Origin of the sequence: Ancylobacter polymorphus (genome assembly GCF_030813495.1) — a bacterium.
Classification (GTDB): Bacteria; Pseudomonadota; Alphaproteobacteria; order Rhizobiales; family Xanthobacteraceae; genus Ancylobacter; species Ancylobacter polymorphus.
In genome coordinates this window covers 774,677-792,213 of the sequence record NZ_JAUSUI010000001.1, presented here as the reverse complement: position 1 = coordinate 792,213, position 17,537 = coordinate 774,677, and the positions used below count along the sequence as shown (strand labels likewise).

Genomic DNA, 17,537 nt, shown 5'->3' with positions numbered 1-17,537 from the left:
CGATCACGCCGATGGACATGAAAACGGGCCCGTTGCCGGGCCCGTTTGCTTTTGCTGGTCGCGATCGTCAGCCGCCATAGAGGTAGTTTGGCAGCCAGAGCGCGAAGTTCGGGAAGGTGTAGAGCAGCACCATCGCGAACACGACGATGAAGATGAACGGCATCACGCCGGAGAATATCTCTTCGATCGACACATGCTTGGGTGCCACGCCTTTCAGGTAGAACGGCGCCATGGCAACGGGTGGCGAGAGGAACGAGGTCTGCAGGTTCAGCGCCACCAGCACCCCGAAGAAGATCGGGTCGATGCCGAAATGGTCGAGCAGCGGCAGGAAGATGGGCAGGAAGATGACGATGATCTCCGTCCATTCCAGCGGCCAGCCGAGCACGAAGATGATGATCTGGGTGAGGATCAGGAAGCCGATCGGCCCGAGGTCCAGCCCCATGATGAACTCTTCGACCACGCGCTGCCCGCCCAGCAGGGCGAATACGGCCGAGAACACCGCCGAGCCGACGAATAGCCAGCACACCATGGCCGAGGCGCGGGCGGTGAGGAACACCGAGTCCTTCAGCTTCTCGATGCTGAAGGTGCGGTAGGCCAGCGCCAGCAGGATGGCGCCCGCCGCGCCGACCGCCGCCGCCTCGGACGGCGTGGCGAGGCCGAAGATGATGCAGCCGAGCACGGTGACGATCAGCAGCACCAGCGGAAAGAACGAGGTCAGCAGCGCCCAGATGATCGTTCCCACCGGAACGTTGCGTTCCTCCGGGGGTAGCTTGGGCGCCAGCGACGGGTTGATCATCGCGCGGATAATGACATAGCCAATATACATGCCGGCCAGCGTGATGCCGGGAATGAAGGCGGCGGCGTAGAGCTTCACCACCGACACGCCTGCCGTCGCGCCGTAGAGGATGAGCATGACGCTGGGCGGGATGAGGATGCCGAGGCAGCCGCCGGCGCACACGACGCCCGAGGCGATCTTGGTGTCGTAGCCGGCGCGCAGCATGGCCGGGAAGGCGAGCAGGCCCATCAGCGTCACCACGGCGCCGACAATGCCGGTCGCGGTGGCGAACAGGGCGCAGGTGATGAGGGTCGCCACGGCGAGCGAGCCGGGAATCCAGCCGGCGGCGAGCTGGATGGCGCGGAACAGCCGGTCGAGAATGTTCGCGCGCTCGATCACATAGCCCATGAACAGGAACAGCGGGATCGAGATCAGCACGTCGTTCGCCATCACCGAATAGGTGCGCTGGACGAAGAGCTGGAAGATGCCGTCGCCGATGGAGAGGTAGCCGAAGGCCACGCCGAGCGCCATCAGGGTGAAGGCGATGGGGAAGCCGAGCATCAGCAGGATGAGGAAGACGACCAGCATCAAGATGCCGAGCGCGGGATCGGAAAGAAACATCACAGGGTCCCCCGCGTGGTGGAGTCGCGCTCGACGGTGTTGAGCAATTGTTCTTCGGCCTCGGCCTTGGCAGCCGCCTCGTCGAGAATGACCTTTTCGAGTTCCTCCACATCGTGCAGGCGCTGCGGCCATTCCCCGTCGCGGATGCACATCCAGCAGCGCACGACCTCGACCATGCCCTGCAGCAGCATCATCACGCCGGTGATGGGGATCAGCGCCTTGAACGGCCAGATGACCGGGCCCTCCGGGCTGAAGGAGGAGTGCTCGTTCAGCAGGTAGGACAGGTAGAAATAGCCCCAGCCGGAATAGATCAGCGCCAGGATGCCGGGGAAGTAGAACAGGAAGTAGAGCACCAGATCGCTCTTGGCCTGCGTACGCGGCGTCCATTTGCGGTAGATGAAATCGCCGCGCACATGGCCGTTGCGCGAGAGCGTGTAGGCGCCGGCCATCATGAACAGGGCGCCGTACAGCATCAGGCTGACATCATACGCCCAGGTGGTGGGGTCGCGCAGCACGTAGCGGCAGAACACCTCGTAGCAGATCGCCGCCATGAGAATGACGATGCACCAGGCGAACACCTTGCCGATGAAGGCATTCAGCCGGTCGACGCCGAGAAGGATGGATTGCATGGGGAAGGGGCCTCTTGGTGGCACGTCGTCGGGGCCGCGTGGTGTCCGGATAGGGAGAATGGCTCGCGCATGGGCAGCTGCCTGCCGCGTCGCGCAGGCATGCGCGGCCAGGCCGGAAACCGGTGCCTACCGAAACCAAAAGCCCCTCTCCGTCGCCGGAGAGGGGCGCACGCGAATCCGAGATCAGGCCGGCTTGAAGAAGTGGTCGTAGGCGAACTTCGAATCCGGCTCATATTCCAGCCGGAAGCCGACGATGCGCTTGGCCCATTCTTTCTGGCTGTCGACCACCTTCTTGAACACCGGATCGGCGGAGAGGTTGGCGATCACCACGTCCCAGGCCTTGAGCTGGGCTTCGAGCACCGAACGCGGGGTCTGCAACACCTTGACGCCGCGTGCCTTGATGGCGGCGAGGTCCTTGGAGTAGCGGTCCTGAGCCTTCCACATCATGGTGGAGGAGGTGGCATCGGAGGCGCCGCGCAGGATTTCCTGCACGTCCTTCGGCAGGCCGTCGAACTTGGTCTTGTTGAACAGGATCTCGAAGCACTCGAGCGCCTGATGGTAGCTGCCGAGCATGTAGACCTTGGCCACGTCAGGGAAGCCGAGCACCAGGTCGGAGGACGGGTTGTTGAACTCGGCGCCGTCGAGCAGCCCGCGATCGATGGCCGGCACGATTTCGCCGCCGGGCACGATCGTCACCGCCGCGCCGAACTCCTTGAACAGGTCCGCGCCGAGTCCGACGGTGCGGTACTTCATGCCCTTCATGTCTTCGGGGCCGGTGATTTCCTTCTTGAACCAGCCGAGCGGCTGGCTCGGCATCGGCCCGCTCAGCATGCCGACCACGTTCAGCTTCAGCGTGTTCTGTACGAGGTCGTCATAGAGCTCCTGGCCGCCGCCGAAGCGGATCCAGCCCAGCAGTTCGTCCGCGTCCCAGCCGAAGGCCGGGGCGGTGCCGAACAGCGAGAACGCCTTGCTCTTGCCGTACCAATAGGCGGCGACGCCGTGGCCGCCGTCGAGAATGCCCGAGGACACCGCGTCCAGCATCTGGAAGGCCGGGACCACCGAGCCGGCGGGAAGAATTTCCAGCTCCACGCGCCCGCCGGTCATGGCGTTGACGCGCTTCACATAGTCGCCGGCGAATTCGTGGAAGATGTCCTTGTTCGGCCAGGTGGACTGGAATTTCAGCTTGATCGGGGCCTGCGCATGAACCGCCGGGGCGGCGACGGTGGCGCCGGCGGCCGCCGCTGCGGCGGTGGCGATGAAGCGGCGACGGCTGGTGCGAACATCCGGACGCGCGTCCGTAATCTTCCCTGACGTTTCGGTCATGGGGCGGTTCCTCCTCTAGCGTTTCCTTGCGGGCAGTCCCCCGCCGGGCGGCGCTTCGGCGCCTTGTCCCGATGCGCCAAGGAGACGATGCCGAAAGAGCGAGTGCAAGCCCTAATTGACGATTTTTACTGTAATCCTTTCGTCCGAAAGTCGAATGCTTGGTCGGTGACGCAGAGGTCGCGTGTCCGGCCGCACCGCGCCGCTGGGGAAGGGCAGGCCGGGTGCCGCAGCAGAGGTTATCCGCCGTCCTTCCGGCGCAGAGGCCGGGATCGTCATGCCTTTGTCATGGTCAGGCCGTTGAACCGCAGCAGCGCGGGCTGGTTCCGCCCGCATCCGATCGGAGACCCCCATGCGCCCGATGCTTCTCGCCACCGCTTCCGCCGCCGTGCTCGCCCTCGTTGCCCTGAGCGCCCCCGTGCTGGCGGCGGACGCGCCGTTCAACCGCATCGCCACCTTCAACGTGGTGGAAAACCTCCCGGCCGGTGCCGATCCCGCCAAGCCGACGGCGGCCGAGATCATCACCTATACCGAAGACGGCAACACGCTGATCTACAGCGACAGCCCCGGCGAGCGCATCGGCTTCATCGACATCACCGATCCGGCGGCGCCGAAGGCGGCCGGCGTGGTCGCGCTCGACGGCGAGCCCACCACCACGGTCGTGATCGGCGGCAAGGCCTATGTCGGCGTCAACACCTCCGAATCGAAGGCGAAGCCCTCGGGTCATCTCGCGGTGGTGGACCTCGCCACCCGCAAGGTGGAGGACAAGATCGACCTTGGCGGCCAGCCGGATTCGATCACCAAGAGCCCGGATGGCCGCTATCTCGCCATCGCCATCGAGAATGAGCGCGACGAAGATCTGAATGACGGCGCGCTGCCGCAGCTGCCGGCCGGCAACCTCACCACCTTCGAGGTGAAGGACGGGCGGGTCGTCGACGCCTCCAAGAAGGTGATCGACCTCACCGGCCTCGCGGCGATCGCGCCCGAGGACCCGGAGCCGGAATATGTCGACATCAATTCCCGCAACGAAGTCGTCATCACGCTGCAGGAGAACAACCACATCGTTGTGGTGGATCTGCCCACCGGCAAGATCCTCTCGCATTTCTCCGCCGGGACGGTGGACCTCGACAAGATCGACACCAAGAAGGACGGCGTGATCGACCTTTCCGGCTCGATGAAGGCGGTGCCGCGCGAACCTGACACCGTGCAGTGGATCGACGATAACCGCTTCGTCATCGCCAATGAGGGCGACTGGAAGGGCGGCACGCGCGGTTTCTCCATCTTCGACAAGACCGGCAAGCTGCTGTTCGAGAGCGGCACCGCGCCCGAGCACATGGCGGTGCGCCTCGGCCACTATCCCGAGAAGCGCAACAAGAAGGGCATCGAGATGGAGGGCGCGGAAGTCGCCACCTTCGGCGATGACCGCCTGATCTTCGTCGCCTCCGAGCGCGGCTCGCTGGTCTTCGTCTATCGCGACAAGGGCCCCGGCGCGGCGCCGGAATTCCTCCAGGTGCTGCCCGGCGGCGTCGGTCCGGAAGGGCTGATGGCGCTGCCCAAGCGCGACCTGTTCGTCACCGCCGCCGAGACCGACAACCGCAAGGATGGCGGCATCGGCTCCGTCGTCACGCTCTATCAGCGCCAGCCCGGCGCGACGGCGGCCTATCCCACGCTGCTCTCGGTTGACGGGCCCAACGGCCTGCCGATCTGGTGGTCGGCCCTGTCCGGCTTCGCGGCGGACGCCAAGGAAGCGGGCAAGCTCTACGCCGTGACCGACAGCGCCTATGCGCAGGCGCGCATCCTGACCATCGATGCCAATGCGAAGCCGGCGAAGATCACCGCCGCCACCGTGCTGACCAAGGACGGCGAGCCGGCCAAGGGGCTGGACCTCGAAGGCATTGCGGTGCGTCCGGAGGGCGGCTTCTGGATCGCCTCCGAAGGCAATCCGGAGAAGAAGGAGAAGGCGACGCAGAACCTTCTGCTGCGCGTCGGCGCCGACGGCGCCATCGCCGAAGAGATCGCGCTTCCCGAGGCGGTGGCGGCGCAGGCCGGCCGCTTCGGCTTCGAGGGCGTGGCGGTGGTCGGCACCGGCGCGGACGAGACGGTGTGGATCGCGGTGCAGCGCGAGTGGAAGGACGACCCGAAGGGCTTCACCAAGCTCCTCGCCTACAAGCCGGCCGACAAGAGCTGGGGCGTCGTGCGCTACCCGCTCGACAAGGCCGCCAAGGGTTGGGTGGGCCTGTCCGAGATTTCGCCCTACAAGGACGGCCTCATCGTCATCGAGCGCGACAACCAGATCGGCAACGACGCCGCGATCAAGAAGCTGGCCTTTGTCTCGCTGAAAGACGTGAAGCCGGCGCCGCTCGGCAGCGAGGTCACGCCGCCGGTGCTGGTGAAGAGCGAGGTGAAGGACCTGCTGCCGCTGCTCAAGGCGACGCATGGCTACGTCCTCGACAAGGTCGAGAGCTTCGCCATCGACACCGCCGGCAACGCCTTCATCGTCACCGACAATGACGGCGTCGACGGCTCCTCCGGCGAGACGCAGTTCATGTCGCTCGGCAAGATGAACTGAGGCAAGCGGCTCGCGCTCCGCTTCTCCCACAGGTCAGTTCAGCCTCTTACTCCCTCATCCCCGGGCTTGGCCCCGGGGATCCAGCTCCGCGCCGGCGATCCCGGCCCTCTGGGTGGCCGGGTCACGCCCGGCCATGAGGGACAAAGGGTCTGGAAAGGTCAGGGACGGGCGCCTTCGGGCGCCCGTTTTCGTTCCGGGGCCTGTCCGCCCCTCAATCCAGCACGGCGGCCTTGAGCAGGCAGACCATGGTGGCGTGGGCGGGCTCATTGGTGAGGTTGCGGATGACGTGGCGGCGGTCGCAGCGATAGCGCAGCGTCTCGCCGGCGCGGGCGGTCTCGATCACGTCGCCGCACTCCACCTGCAATTCGCCCGAGAGCACTGACAGGCACTCGACCGAGCCGCGCTGGTGGCCGTCGGAGATCAGCTCGCCGCCCGGCCCGGCGACGAAGTCGAACCATTGCAGCCATTCCACCGTCTTGATCCAGCCGGTGATGGTGAGCCGGCACTTGCCGTCCTCCGACACCAGGATCGGCGTGTCGGCGCGGGTGAGGTGCTCGACGAAGGGCTCGTCGTCGGTCGCCGCCATGAAGCGGTCGATCGACATGTCGAGCGCCTGCGACAGCCGCCAGACGGTGGCGAGCGTCGGGTTGGTCTCGTTGCGTTCGATCTGGCTGATGATGGACTTGGCGACGCCGGACTGCTCGGAAAGCTCGGACAGCGAGAGATTATAGGCCTTGCGCAGGCGCTGGATGGTGCGGCCGAGCTGGCCGGTGATCGCCTGCGCCCCGGCATCCATGTCGCCCCGATCGAGGCTGCGCGTTCGGCCCGACATGCCGGCTCCCGTTTGGCTTATGAGACATGTATTTAGGTCGCCCGGGCCCGCCCGCGCAAGCCGGCGCGAAAAAGCTGAGCGCGGGCGTCGGAAAGCACATGCGCGCGCGCCGTCGCGGGATTAAGCTCGTCCCATGATGCAGAGCAACGCCCTTCCCACCTATGACGACGTGACCTCGGCCGCCGAACGCCTCGCCGGCGTCGCGGTACGCACGCCGCTTCTCTCCTGCGCCCGGCTCGACGAGATCACCGGCGGGCGGGTGTTCCTGAAGCCGGAGCCGCTGCAGCGCACCGGCTCGTTCAAGTTCCGCGGCGCCTATAACCGCATCTCCCGGATTCCTGCGGATGAGCGCGCCGGCGGCGTGGTCGCCTGTTCCTCCGGCAATCACGCGCAGGGCGTGGCGGCGGCGGCGACGCTGATGGGTATGGCCTCGGTCATCGTCATGCCGAAGGACGCGCCGGCGATGAAGAAGGCGCGCACCATCGCCTTTGGCGGCGAGGTGGTGGAATATGACCGTGGCGTCGACGACCGCGACGCCATCGCCGGGGAGATCGCGCGGGCGCGCGGGGCGGTGTTCGTGCCGCCCTATGATGATTTCCACATCATCGCCGGGCAGGGCACGGTGGGGCTGGAAATCGCCGAGGACCTTGTCGCGCGCGGCCTCGCGCCCGATCTGGTGATGGCCAACGCCTCCGGCGGCGGGCTCGTCTCCGGCATCGCGCTGGCGGTGAAGCACCATTTCCCCGAGGCGCAGGTGATGACGGCCGAGCCGGCCGGCTTCGACGATCATGCCCGCTCCTTCCGCTCCGGCGGGCGCGAGCGCAACAACCAGGCCACCGGCTCGATCTGCGACGCGCTGATGGCGGCGACGCCGGGACAGCTGACCTTCGAGATTTCCTCGCGGCTCGTCGGCGCTGGCGTTTCCGCCACCGATGAGGAGGTGGCGCGGGCGGTGGCCTTCGCCTTCGAGGAGCTCAAGATCGTGGTCGAGCCGGGCGGGGCAGTGACGCTCGCCGCCGTGCTGGCGGGCCGGGTGGATCTCAAGCACAAGCTCGCCGTGCTGGTGCTGTCGGGCGGCAATGTCGACGCCGACACCTTCGCCCGCTGCCTCGCGGCGGCCTGACGCTCAGCCCGCCGCCGCGCGCGCCGCCGCGTTGGCGCGGGCATGGGCGGATTCGATGTTGTGCAGGAACTGCTCGGTGCAGGCGCGCCAGGAAAAGCGCAGCGCATAAGCGCGGCACGCATCCCGGTCCGTGTCGAGCGCGGCGAGCGCCGCCTGCCTGAGATCCTCGCCCAGCACGCCGACGGCCGCGTCCGCCTCGCCGATCACATCCTTCGGCCCGGTGACGGGAAAGGCGGCGACCGGCAGGCCGCTCGCCAGCGCTTCCAGCAGCACGATGCCGAAAGTGTCGGTCAGGCTGGGGAACACGAACACATCCGCCGCGGCATAGATGCGGGCGAGCGCCTCACCTTCCCGGAGGCCGAGGAAATGCACGCCGGGGTGCCGCGTCTGAAGCTCGGCGCGGGCCGGGCCGTCGCCCACCACGACCTTGGAGCCGGGCAGGTCGAGATCGAGGAAGGCGGAGATGTTCTTCTCTACCGCCACCCGGCCGACCGAGAGAAAGATCGGGCGGGGCAGGGCGGCGACGAACGCGTCCATTTCCGCTTCCGGGCGCGGGCGGAACAGCTCGGCATCGACGCCGCGCGACCAGCGCAGGATGTTATGGAAGCCGCGCCCGCGCAGCTCCGCTTCCAGCGTCGGGGTGGAGACCATGATGCCGGCGCCGGCATTGTGGAAGCGGCGCAGCCAGGCATAGGACAGCACTTCCGGCACCGGGGCGCGGGCGGAGAGATATTCGGGAAAGCGCGTGTGGTAGCTGGTGGTGAAGCTCTGCCCGCGCGACAGGCAGGCGCGGCGCGCCATGATGCCGATCGGCCCTTCGGTGGCGATGTGCACGTAATCGGCGCCAATCTCGTCCATCCGCCGGCGCACCCGCCCCGGCGTCGCCAGCGCCAGCCGGATTTCCGGGTAGGTCGGCATGGGAACGGTGCGGAAATCGGCGGGGGTGAGGAAATCGATGCGCGCGCCGAGCTTGGCGGCCTCGCGGGCCGTGTTCTGCAGCGAGCGGACGACGCCGTTGACCTGCGGCAGCCAGGCATCGGTCGCGACGAGAATGTGCATCAGGCGGCGACCTTCGGCCGTTCGAGCAGCAGCGGCGCCTTCACCCGCGCCCGTGTCTGGCGCGCCCAGTCGATCAGCTCGAAGCGCCCGTCGGCATGTTCGACGATCGCCGTGCAGCTTTCCACCCAGTCGCCGCAATTAATATACTCGACGCCGAAGCTGTCGTGAATGACCGCGTGGTGAATGTGGCCGCACACCACCCCGTCCACCTTGTGGCGGCGGGCCTCGGTCGCGACCGCTTCCTCGAAGCGGCCGATGAAATTGACCGCGTTCTTCACCTTCAGCTTGGCCCACTGGCTCAGAGACCAATAGGGAAAGCCGAATTTGCGGCGGGCCCAGTTGAGATAGGTGTTGAGGCCGAGCGCGGCGGTGTAGGCACCGTCGCCGAGGAAGGCGAGCCAGCGGGCGTGGCGCACCACCACGTCGAACACGTCGCCATGGATGACGAGGTAGCGCTTGCCATTGGCGGCTTCGTGGATCGCCGTTTCGACCACTTCGATGCCGCCGAAATGATTGCCGTAATAGTCGCGGAGGAATTCATCGTGGTTCCCCGGCAGATAGACCATGCGGGTGCCCTTGCGGCTCTTGCGCAGCAGCTTCTGCACCACGTCATTATGGCTCTGCGGCCAGTACCAGCCGGAGCGCAGCCGCCAGCCATCGACGATGTCGCCGACGAGATAGATGGTGTCGGCATCGTGATAGCGCAGGAAGTCGAGCAGCAGATCGGACTGGCAGCCCTTGGTGCCGAGATGGACATCGGACAGGAACAGGCTGCGGTAGCGGCGTGCCTCGGGTGCGTCGTTCACCTCGGAAGCCCCCTCGATCAGGCCCGCAAATGGGCTGGGCAATGTCTCCATGGGGAAAGCATAAGCCCGACTCGCATCACGCTTTTATGACGATGCTGCGCTGCACCCTGCGTTCGGCCGATCAAAGGAGCGTCAGAGGAACAGCATCACCACGCTTGCCGCCACCAGCGCCGCCATCACGTAATTGACGATGCGTTGCTGGCGCCGGGTGGAGAGCAGCCGGGCGAGCAGCGCGCCGAAGCCGGCCCACAGGCACAGGCTGGGAAAGGTGACGAGGCCGGAGACGAGCGCGATCATCGCCACTTCGGCGAACAGATCGTCGCCGCCCACCGTGGTGAAGGCCGGCACGATGGAAAGCGCGATGGTCCACGCTTTCGGGTTCACCCACTGGAACAGTGCCGATTGCAGCAGCGTCATCGGCTTTTCCACCTCCGCGCCGCCGCCCGGCCCGCCGGCATGGGCGATCTTCCAGGCGAGGTAAAGCAGGTAGAGCGCGCCGACGATCTTCAGCGTCTGGTGCATATAGGGGATGGCGAGGAACAGCGTACCGAGGCCGAGGCCGATCGCCACCACCATGACCGCGAAGCCGACCGTGACGCCCCAGATCTGCGGCAGGGTGCGGCGAAAGCCGAAGGCGGCGCCGGAGCCGGCCGAGATCATGTTGTTCGGCCCGGGGGTGAGCGCGCCAGCAAGGGCGAACAGGAACAGCGGCAGAAGCTGGGAGGACAGCGGCACGGGCATTCCTCGGGCGATGGCCGGAACGGCGCGCCAGAGCTAGGCCGTCCACCCGCCCGCCGCAACCCGGAAAGGCCGCCGGCACAAACGAAACCGCCGGCCCCTCCCAGGGCCGGCGGCGAAGCGGAGCGAACGGGCACGCGGCCCGGCGGTTCAATGCGCGACGAACAGCGGCGCAGGCGGATCGACCAGCAGCGAGGCGGTGACGCCGCCGAGGATCATCTCGGCGAGGCGCGAGCGGCTGTAGATGCCCATCACCAGCAGGTCGGCACCGAATTTCTGCGTCTCCTGCGGGATGATCGTGGCGGCGGAGCCTTCCGCGACATGGCGGTGCTTGGCGTTGACGCCATGGGTGGCGAGATAGGCGGCAAGCTTGGCGCCGGAGGCGGCGACATCGGACTTCGCCTCCTCCACGGTCAGCACTTCCACCTCGTCGGCCAGAGCGAGGATCGGCAGGGCGAAGCGCACGGCATGGCCGGCCTCGCGCGAGGGCTTCCACGCCACCAGCACCTTGCCGAGCCGGCCCGGTACCTTCTTGCCCGTCGGCACGACGATGACGGGGCCGTTGCAGGCGAGGGCGAGATGTTCGGGCAGGGTGGCGGCCAGTTCGTCGTCCACCGTGCCGTAGCGGGTTTCGCTGACGATGGTGACATCGGAGAAGGTGATTTCATCGCGCAGGGCGGCGGTGACCTCGCCTTCCACCGTGTGCCACATGCCGGTGACGCCGGCTTCCGCGACGGCGGCCTCGAACTGCGCCTTGAGGGTCGCTTCCTTCTCCTTCGCCTCGCGCACCAGCTCGTTCACATAGATGGACAGCGCCCGCCCGACGCGGGGAACGCCGGCGGGATAGAGCGTGTAGACCGCCCGCAGCTGCCCGCCGGTCTGGCGGGCGAGGCCGATGGCGAAGGCCAGACGGTCATTGAAGCCCGAATCGGGGGCGGCGTGCAGCAGGATGGTACGGATGGACATGGCGTTTCTCTCTCCTGACGGCTGTTTCTCTGACGTAGGGTCATTCGTGCAGAATGAAAATGCGGGAAACCACGATCCGCAACAGGCATTAGCCCTTCATCATACCCGGGCTCTCCCATCACGAGCGCGCGAACAGGCGACCGCGCGGATTGCCATCTTACCGCCGGCCAATAAGGTCAGCCGGCGCGCGCGCCTTCCCGGCGCGTGAATGAGGGAGCATTTCATGGTTCGCCGACTGACGGTTGCGCTCGCAGCCGGCATGATCACCGCCTTTGCCGCCAGCATGGCGATCGCTCAGGCCGATGTGGTGAAGGAGCGCCAGGCGCTGCTGAAGCAGTTCGGCGATGCCACAAAGCCGGTCGGCGGCATGCTGCGCGGCAGCGTGCCGTTCGATCTCGCCCAGGTGCAGGCGGCGCTCGATCTGTATGTGAAGAACGCCAAGGCGTTGCCGGCGCTGTTCCCGGAGGGTTCCGGGCCGGGCAGCGACGCGCTGCCGGCGATCTGGACCAACAAGGCGGATTTCGACGCCCGCTTCGCCAAGCTCGGCACCGACGCCGCCGCCGCGCGTGCGGCGATCACCGACGAGGCCAGCTTCAAGGCCAATTTCCCCGGCGTGATCCGCAATTGCGGCGCCTGCCATGACAGCTACCGGCAGAAGAATTGACCGGCGCGCCGCTCACTTCTCCCGCGCCGGCTGTGCTGGCGTGGGACCTGCCGACGCGGCTGGCGAAATGGAGCCTGGCCGCGCTGGTCGGGCTCGCCTTTCTCAGCCGCTACTATGGCGATGCCGGGCTGGTCTGGCACCAGTGGAACGGCCTTGCCATCCTCGTCGTGGTGGTGTTCCGGCTGTTCTGGGGGCTGGTCGGCGGGTCGACAGCACGCTTTGCCGGCTTCCTGCGCGGCCCGAGGGCGGGGCTGCGCTACGTCGCGGCCCTGCTCAAGGGCCGGCCGCTTCACTTTCTCGGCCATAACCCGCTTGGCGGCTGGGTGGTGATGGCGCTGCTGGGTCTGGTGGCGGCGCAGGCCCTTACCGGCCTGTTCACCAGCGACGACATCATCGTCTATGGCCCGATGACGCCCGTGGTGAGCGAGGAGACCATCCGCAGCGCCTCGGTCTGGCACCAGCGGCTCTATCCCTATCTGCTGGCGCTGATCGGCCTGCATGTGGCGACCAACATCGCCTATTCGCTGTTCGGCCGCGACAATCTGATCCGCGCCATGGTCATCGGCACCAAGCCGGCGGCGTCTTATGCCGACCGGGCGCCGGCGACGCCGGGCGGTATCGGGCGGGCGCTCTTGTGCCTCGGGCTGGCGGTGCTCGTCGTGTTCGGCGGCATCGCGCTGGCGGGGGGCGACCCATTCCCGTGAACTAGATCATTTCACAGTTTCACGGAAACAGTGAAATGATCTAGTTCTTTGTTTTGTCGCGTTTTCTTCACGCGAACCGGTATCCACTTCGCTCGAAAACGCTCTACCACTTTCGGCGCGCTTGCGGGGCGCCGGCAACCATGCTCCATGGCGACCCCATGAACGCGCTCAAGGGCATCGCGCTGCAGGTCGGCGCGACGTTCCTCTTCACCATCATGTCGGCCCTCGTCCGCATCGTCTCGGATCATGTTCCGACGGGCGAGATCGTCTTCTCGCGCTCCTTCTTCGCGCTGTTTCCGCTACTCGCCCTGCTGGCCTGGCGGCGGGAGATCGGGGCGGCGGTGCGCACGGCCAACCCGCTCGGCCATATCGCGCGCGGCACCATCGGCGTCTGCGCCATGGGGCTGAGCTTCGCCGCGCTGGCGCGCATTCCGCTGGCGGACGCCACCGCCATCGGCTTCGCCGCGCCGCTGCTCACCGTCATGCTGGCGGCGCTGCTGCTGCGCGAGCGGGTGCAGCTCTATCGCTGGGCGGCGGTGGTGGTGGGGCTCGGCGGGGTGGTGGTGATGCTGTGGCCGCACATGCAGGGCTCCTTCGACACGCCCGGCCACCTGTTCGGCGCGCTGTTCGCGCTCATGGCGGCGGCGTTCACCGCAGGGGCGATGGTGCAGGTGCGCCGGCTCACCCAGACGGAGACCACAGCCTCCATCGTGTTCTATTTCCAGGCGCTGGCGGCGCTGGCGGGCCTTGCCACCGCCGGCTGGGGCTGGGTGCTGCCGAGCGGGCGGGAGGGGCTGCTGCTGCTGACCATCGGCTTTATCGGCGGGGTCGGGCAGATCCTGCTGACCGAGAGCTACCGCTACGCACCGGCTTCGGTGGTGGCGCCCTTCGCCTATTCCGCCATGCTGTGGTCGCTGCTGCTCGGCTTCATCCTCTTCGCCGAGGTGCCGCCGCTGCTCGTGCTGCTCGGCGGCGCCATCGTCATCGGCGCCGGGCTGTTCGTCATCTGGCGCGAGCGCCAGCTCGGCATCGACCGGACGCAGGACGAAGCCGCCTCGACCCCGCCCGCCGCGCCGGCGCCCTGAGGCGGTCAGAACGCCTTGAAGGTGATCAGGGTGCGGGTGTCCTGGATGCCCGGGAACAACTGCACCTTCTCATTTACGAAATGGCCGATATCGGTGCCCTCGGGCACATAGAACTTCACCAGCAGGTCGAACTCGCCGGCGGTCGAATAGATCTCCGAGGCGATCTCGGCGTCGGCGATGGCGTTCGCCACCTCATAGGCGCGGCCGAGCTGACATTTGATCTGCATGAAGAAAGGAACCATGGCGGTCTTCCGGCTGAACGCGGGGAGGCCGATAGGAAACAGAAGGCGGACCCTGGCGCAACCCCCGCCGTCCCGTGGCGCGACGACGCCTTGCGCGCGTGCGCGTCCTCGCCTATCTCGCGACAGACGATCACGTTGGGGTGCCCAAGGCGCGCACGCGCTCCGGGCTGAGAGGCGAAGACGGGCCGAAAGGCGCGTCGCCAACCCACGAACCTGATCCGGGTCATGCCGGCGGAGGGAACGGATCGCGCGCGCCGGGGCCGGTCTCCCGTCGCGACGCCTCCACCCCGCACGGCGAGGGGAGGCGTAGCATGGCAGGCTCCACACCGATTGCGGTGACGATGGCGGGCTCGGACAGCGGCGGTGGCGCCGGCATCCAGGCCGATCTCAAGACCTTTTCCGCGCTCGGGGTCTATGGCGCCAGCGTCATCACCGCGCTGACCGCGCAGAACACGCGCGGCGTCACCGGCATTCACGACGTGCCGCCCGCCTTCATCGCCGCGCAGATCGACGCCGTGCTGTCCGATCTCGCGGTCGATGCGGTGAAGATCGGCATGCTCTCGCGCCCCGAGGCGATCACCGAAGTGGCGTCGGGTCTTTCGCGGCACGGCGTGTCGGCGGTGGTGCTCGATCCAGTGATGATCGCCGCCTCCGGCGACCGCCTGCTGGTGCCGGAGGCCATCGACACGCTGCGCCGCGCACTGCTGCCGCAGGCGCTGCTCATCACCCCGAACCTGCCGGAAGCGGCGGCGCTGCTGGAGGCCGCCCCGGCGGAAGACCTCGCGAGCGTGCGGGCGCAGGCGCGGCTGCTGCTGGCGATGGGCCCGCGCGCCGTGCTGATCAAGGGCGGTCATGGCGAGGGGCCGGACAGCATCGACGTGCTGCTCGATTCGGAAGGCTTCGTGGAATTCACCGCCCCGCGCATCGTCACCCGCAACACCCATGGCACGGGCTGCACGCTCTCTTCCGCCATCGCCGCCGGCCTTGCCAAGGGGCTCGGGCTGCGGGACGCGGTGGCAGCGGCGAAGGACTATCTGACCAAGGCGCTGGCCCGTTCGGAAGAACTCGCCATCGGCCAGGGCCACGGGCCGGTGCACCACTTTCACGCCTGGTGGTGAGCGCGCCGGTGGTGCGGCGGCCCGCGGCCTGCTAAGCCGGGCGACGCCTCCGCGAGCCGCCCCCCGTGCCCCTCATCGCCCCCCGCCACGCCATCGCCGCCGTCTATGCCGGGCTGTTTTTCGGCATCGGCGTGTTCATGCCGTTCTTTCCGGTCTGGCTGGAGGGGCGGGGCTTCGATGCGGCGTTGATCGCGCTGGCGCTGGCCGTGCCGCAGATGGTGCGCCTCGTCACCATGCCGCTCGGCGGCCTGCTGGCCGACCGCAGCGGGCGCCCGCGCGCCACGCTTATCGTCTATGCCGCCGCCACCGCCCTGTGCTTCGCCGGCATCGCTTTCGCCCCCAGCGCGACCTTCATCCTCATCGGGCTCGGACTCGCCGCCGTGTTCTGGCAGCCGAGCCTGCCGGTGCTTGACGCCTATGCGGTGGCGCGCCGGCGCGAGGGGCTGATCGATTATGGCCGGGTGCGATTGTGGGGCTCGGCGGCGTTCATCGGCGGCAATCTTCTGGCCGGCGGCCTGCTCGGCGGGGTGTTCCTCGTCGCGGTCCCAGCCGATACGGTAATCTGGCTCATCGCCGGGGCGAGCATTGCGGCGGCACTAGCGGCGGCAACCCTGCGCGAGGTGCGCCCGGCGCCGCACGAGACGGCGCGGCAGAGCGGCGTCGTCCTCGCCGGTCTCGCGCCGGTGCTGTTCGTCGGCATGGCGGCGGCGGCGCTGGTGCAGGGCTCGCACGCCGTGCTGTACGCCTTCGCCTCGCTGATGTGGCAGGGCAAGGGGCTGTCCAGCACGCTCATCGGCCTGCTCTGGTCGCTCGGCGTGCTGGCGGAGGTGGTGCTGTTCCATTACGGCACGCGGGTGACGCGCCGGCTGGGGCCGGAAAAGCTGCTGCTGATCGGCGGGCTGGCCGGGGTGCTGCGCTTTGCCGTCATGGCGCTGGACCCGCCGTTGCTGCTCCTCCTCCTGTTGCAGCCGCTGCATGCCTTCACCTTCGGCTGCACCTATCTCGGCGCGGTGGAACTCGTTGCCCGCCATGCCCCGCCCGGGCGCGGGGCGAGCGTGCAGGCGCTCGCGGCCTGGGCAACGGCGATCGCCATGGCCGGGGCGACGCTCGCCGCCGGCCCGCTCTGGCAGGCTTTCGGCCCCGCCGCGTTCTTCGCCTCAAGCGGGCTGGCGCTGGCGGGAACGGGTCTGGCGTTGATCGCCGGGCGGCTGCGTCAGCCCCAGAGCGCGGGTTCGGGCGGGTAGACCAGGCTGCCCTCATAGCGCAGCGCCGGAGTGCGGTCGGCGGCGAGCAGCAACGGGCCGTCGAGATCGACGAAGCGCGCCAGCGGCGCCAGCAGCAGCGCCGGCGCCATGGCAAGCGAGGTGCCGACCATGCAGCCGACCATGATGTCGAGCCCGGCGGCCTGCGCGGCGCGGGCGAGCAGCAGCGCCTCGGTCAGCCCGCCGGTCTTGTCCAGCTTGATGTTGAGCGCGTCATAGCGTCCAGCGAGCGTGTCGAGGCTCTCCAGCCCGTGCGCGCTCTCATCGGCGCAGACCGGCACCGGGCGGGCGATGGCGGCGAGGCGGGCGTCGTCGGCGGCGGGCAGCGGCTGTTCCACCAGTTCCACCCCGACTTCGGCGCAGGCGGCGAGATGGGCCTCCAGGCTGTCCCCGGTCCAGCCCTCATTGGCATCGACGATCAGCCGCGCCTGCGGCACCGCCGCGCGGATGGCGGTGAGGCGGGCGACATCGCCCTCGCCGCCGAGCTTGAGCTTGAGCAGTTCGTGCCCCGCTTCCTCAATCGCCGCGCGCGCCGCCTGCGCCATCGCTTCCGGCGTGTCGAGGCTCAGCGTATAGGCGGTGACGACGGGCTGCGGCGCCGGCAGGCCGGCCATCTCATAAGCGCGCATCCGTCCCCGCTTGGCATCGAGGTCCCACATGGCGCAGTCGATGGCGTTGCGCGCCGCGCCGGGTGGCAGCACGCTCATCAGATCCTCGCGCCGCAGCCCCTCCGCGACCAGCGTTTCCAGCGCGGCGAGCTGGGCGACGACGCCCTCCACGCTCTCGCCATAGCGGGCATAGGGCACGCATTCGCCCCGCCCGATATGGCCCCCGTCGCGCAGCTCGACGGTGACGACGGCGGCCTCGGTCTTGGAGCCGCGGGCGATGGTGAAGGTGCCGCGTATGGGAAAACGCTCGGCGATGATGAGAAGCTCGGTCATGGCGGAAGCCGTCCGGAGGGAGAATCGCACCGCCCATGATAAGGCCCCGCGCGCCCCGCCGGGCGTCGCCGCGAAAGCACACC

17 protein-coding genes are annotated in these 17,537 nt (G+C 68.0%); 7 read left to right on the top strand and 10 right to left on the bottom strand.

Going from position 1 to position 17,537, the window contains the following annotated elements; all coding sequences use genetic code 11:
- Positions 1-67: 67 nt before the first annotated feature.
- From J2S75_RS04075 to J2S75_RS04065, 3 genes are all read right to left on the bottom strand, one after another.
- Complete coding sequence (locus J2S75_RS04075) at positions 68-1,396, bottom strand: TRAP transporter large permease (protein ID WP_307018381.1); 1,329 nt, start codon at positions 1,394-1,396, stop codon at positions 68-70.
- Positions 1,396-2,025, bottom strand: coding sequence for a TRAP transporter small permease subunit (locus J2S75_RS04070; protein ID WP_307018380.1), 630 nt, complete (start codon positions 2,023-2,025; stop codon positions 1,396-1,398). The genes J2S75_RS04075 and J2S75_RS04070 overlap by 1 nt, the downstream gene beginning before the upstream one ends.
- A gap of 183 nt (positions 2,026-2,208) precedes the next feature.
- The gene (locus J2S75_RS04065) at positions 2,209-3,348 is read right to left on the bottom strand and encodes a TRAP transporter substrate-binding protein (protein WP_307018378.1); all 1,140 of its coding nucleotides are present in this window, start codon (positions 3,346-3,348) and stop codon (positions 2,209-2,211) included.
- A 349-nt stretch (positions 3,349-3,697) separates the two neighbouring features.
- On the opposite strand from J2S75_RS04065, the gene J2S75_RS04060 reads away from it, so the two are divergent.
- Positions 3,698-5,914: an esterase-like activity of phytase family protein gene (locus J2S75_RS04060; RefSeq protein ID WP_307018376.1), complete on the top strand. Its 2,217-nt coding sequence runs from the start codon at positions 3,698-3,700 to the stop codon at positions 5,912-5,914.
- Between the two features lie 211 nt (positions 5,915-6,125).
- Here J2S75_RS04060 and J2S75_RS04055 read toward each other — a convergent pair whose 3' ends face one another.
- Positions 6,126-6,746, bottom strand: coding sequence for a helix-turn-helix domain-containing protein (locus J2S75_RS04055; protein ID WP_307018374.1), 621 nt, complete (start codon positions 6,744-6,746; stop codon positions 6,126-6,128).
- Positions 6,747-6,879: 133 nt separating this feature from the next.
- Here J2S75_RS04055 and J2S75_RS04050 point away from each other — a divergent pair, with 133 nt between their 5' ends.
- Positions 6,880-7,869: a threonine ammonia-lyase gene (locus J2S75_RS04050; RefSeq protein ID WP_307018372.1), complete on the top strand. Its 990-nt coding sequence runs from the start codon at positions 6,880-6,882 to the stop codon at positions 7,867-7,869.
- A 3-nt stretch (positions 7,870-7,872) separates the two neighbouring features.
- Here J2S75_RS04050 and J2S75_RS04045 read toward each other — a convergent pair whose 3' ends face one another.
- The 4 genes from J2S75_RS04045 to J2S75_RS04030 all read right to left on the bottom strand — a co-directional run bounded on the left by J2S75_RS04045 (position 7,873) and on the right by J2S75_RS04030 (position 11,438).
- Positions 7,873-8,928 carry a glycosyltransferase family 4 protein gene (locus J2S75_RS04045; RefSeq protein WP_307018370.1) on the bottom strand — a complete coding sequence of 352 codons (1,056 nt, stop codon included), beginning with the start codon at positions 8,926-8,928 and terminating at the stop codon, positions 7,873-7,875.
- Entirely contained in the window at positions 8,928-9,785 is an 858-nt protein-coding gene (locus J2S75_RS04040; protein ID WP_307018368.1) for a UDP-2,3-diacylglucosamine diphosphatase, read from the bottom strand. Before J2S75_RS04040 ends, J2S75_RS04045 begins: the two co-directional genes overlap by 1 nt.
- An 81-nt stretch (positions 9,786-9,866) precedes the next feature.
- Positions 9,867-10,475: a LysE family translocator gene (locus J2S75_RS04035; protein WP_307018367.1), complete on the bottom strand. Its 609-nt coding sequence runs from the start codon at positions 10,473-10,475 to the stop codon at positions 9,867-9,869.
- 147 nt (positions 10,476-10,622) lie between these two features.
- Positions 10,623-11,438 carry a universal stress protein gene (locus tag J2S75_RS04030; RefSeq protein ID WP_307018366.1) on the bottom strand — a complete coding sequence of 272 codons (816 nt, stop codon included), beginning with the start codon at positions 11,436-11,438 and terminating at the stop codon, positions 10,623-10,625.
- 223 nt (positions 11,439-11,661) lie between these two features.
- Here J2S75_RS04030 and J2S75_RS04025 point away from each other — a divergent pair, with 223 nt between their 5' ends.
- The 3 genes from J2S75_RS04025 (at position 11,662) to J2S75_RS04015 (ending at position 13,891) form a co-directional block, all read left to right on the top strand.
- Positions 11,662-12,102, top strand: a complete 441-nt coding sequence (locus J2S75_RS04025; RefSeq protein WP_307018365.1) for a c-type cytochrome — start codon at positions 11,662-11,664, stop codon at positions 12,100-12,102.
- Positions 12,099-12,806, top strand: coding sequence for a cytochrome b/b6 domain-containing protein (locus J2S75_RS04020; protein WP_307018364.1), 708 nt, complete (start codon positions 12,099-12,101; stop codon positions 12,804-12,806). The genes J2S75_RS04025 and J2S75_RS04020 overlap by 4 nt, the downstream gene beginning before the upstream one ends.
- Before the next feature lie 158 nt (positions 12,807-12,964).
- Positions 12,965-13,891: a DMT family transporter gene (locus tag J2S75_RS04015; protein WP_307018363.1), complete on the top strand. Its 927-nt coding sequence runs from the start codon at positions 12,965-12,967 to the stop codon at positions 13,889-13,891.
- 5 nt (positions 13,892-13,896) lie between these two features.
- Here the strand turns inward: J2S75_RS04015 and J2S75_RS04010 are convergent, their stop codons facing one another.
- The gene (locus J2S75_RS04010; RefSeq protein ID WP_018391378.1) at positions 13,897-14,133 is read right to left on the bottom strand and encodes an Lrp/AsnC ligand binding domain-containing protein; all 237 of its coding nucleotides are present in this window, start codon (positions 14,131-14,133) and stop codon (positions 13,897-13,899) included.
- A gap of 311 nt (positions 14,134-14,444) precedes the next feature.
- On the opposite strand from J2S75_RS04010, the gene thiD reads away from it, so the two are divergent.
- Both thiD and J2S75_RS04000 read left to right on the top strand, forming a co-directional pair.
- A complete protein-coding gene (gene thiD / locus J2S75_RS04005; RefSeq protein WP_307018362.1) occupies positions 14,445-15,251 on the top strand; it encodes a bifunctional hydroxymethylpyrimidine kinase/phosphomethylpyrimidine kinase in 807 nt (268 codons plus the stop codon).
- 65 nt (positions 15,252-15,316) lie between these two features.
- A complete protein-coding gene (locus J2S75_RS04000) occupies positions 15,317-16,495 on the top strand; it encodes an MFS transporter (protein WP_307018361.1) in 1,179 nt (392 codons plus the stop codon).
- Here J2S75_RS04000 and dgcA read toward each other — a convergent pair.
- Positions 16,465-17,454, bottom strand: coding sequence for an N-acetyl-D-Glu racemase DgcA (dgcA, locus tag J2S75_RS03995; RefSeq protein WP_307018360.1), 990 nt, complete (start codon positions 17,452-17,454; stop codon positions 16,465-16,467). The genes J2S75_RS04000 and dgcA overlap by 31 nt on opposite strands.
- Positions 17,455-17,537: the final 83 nt, after the last annotated feature.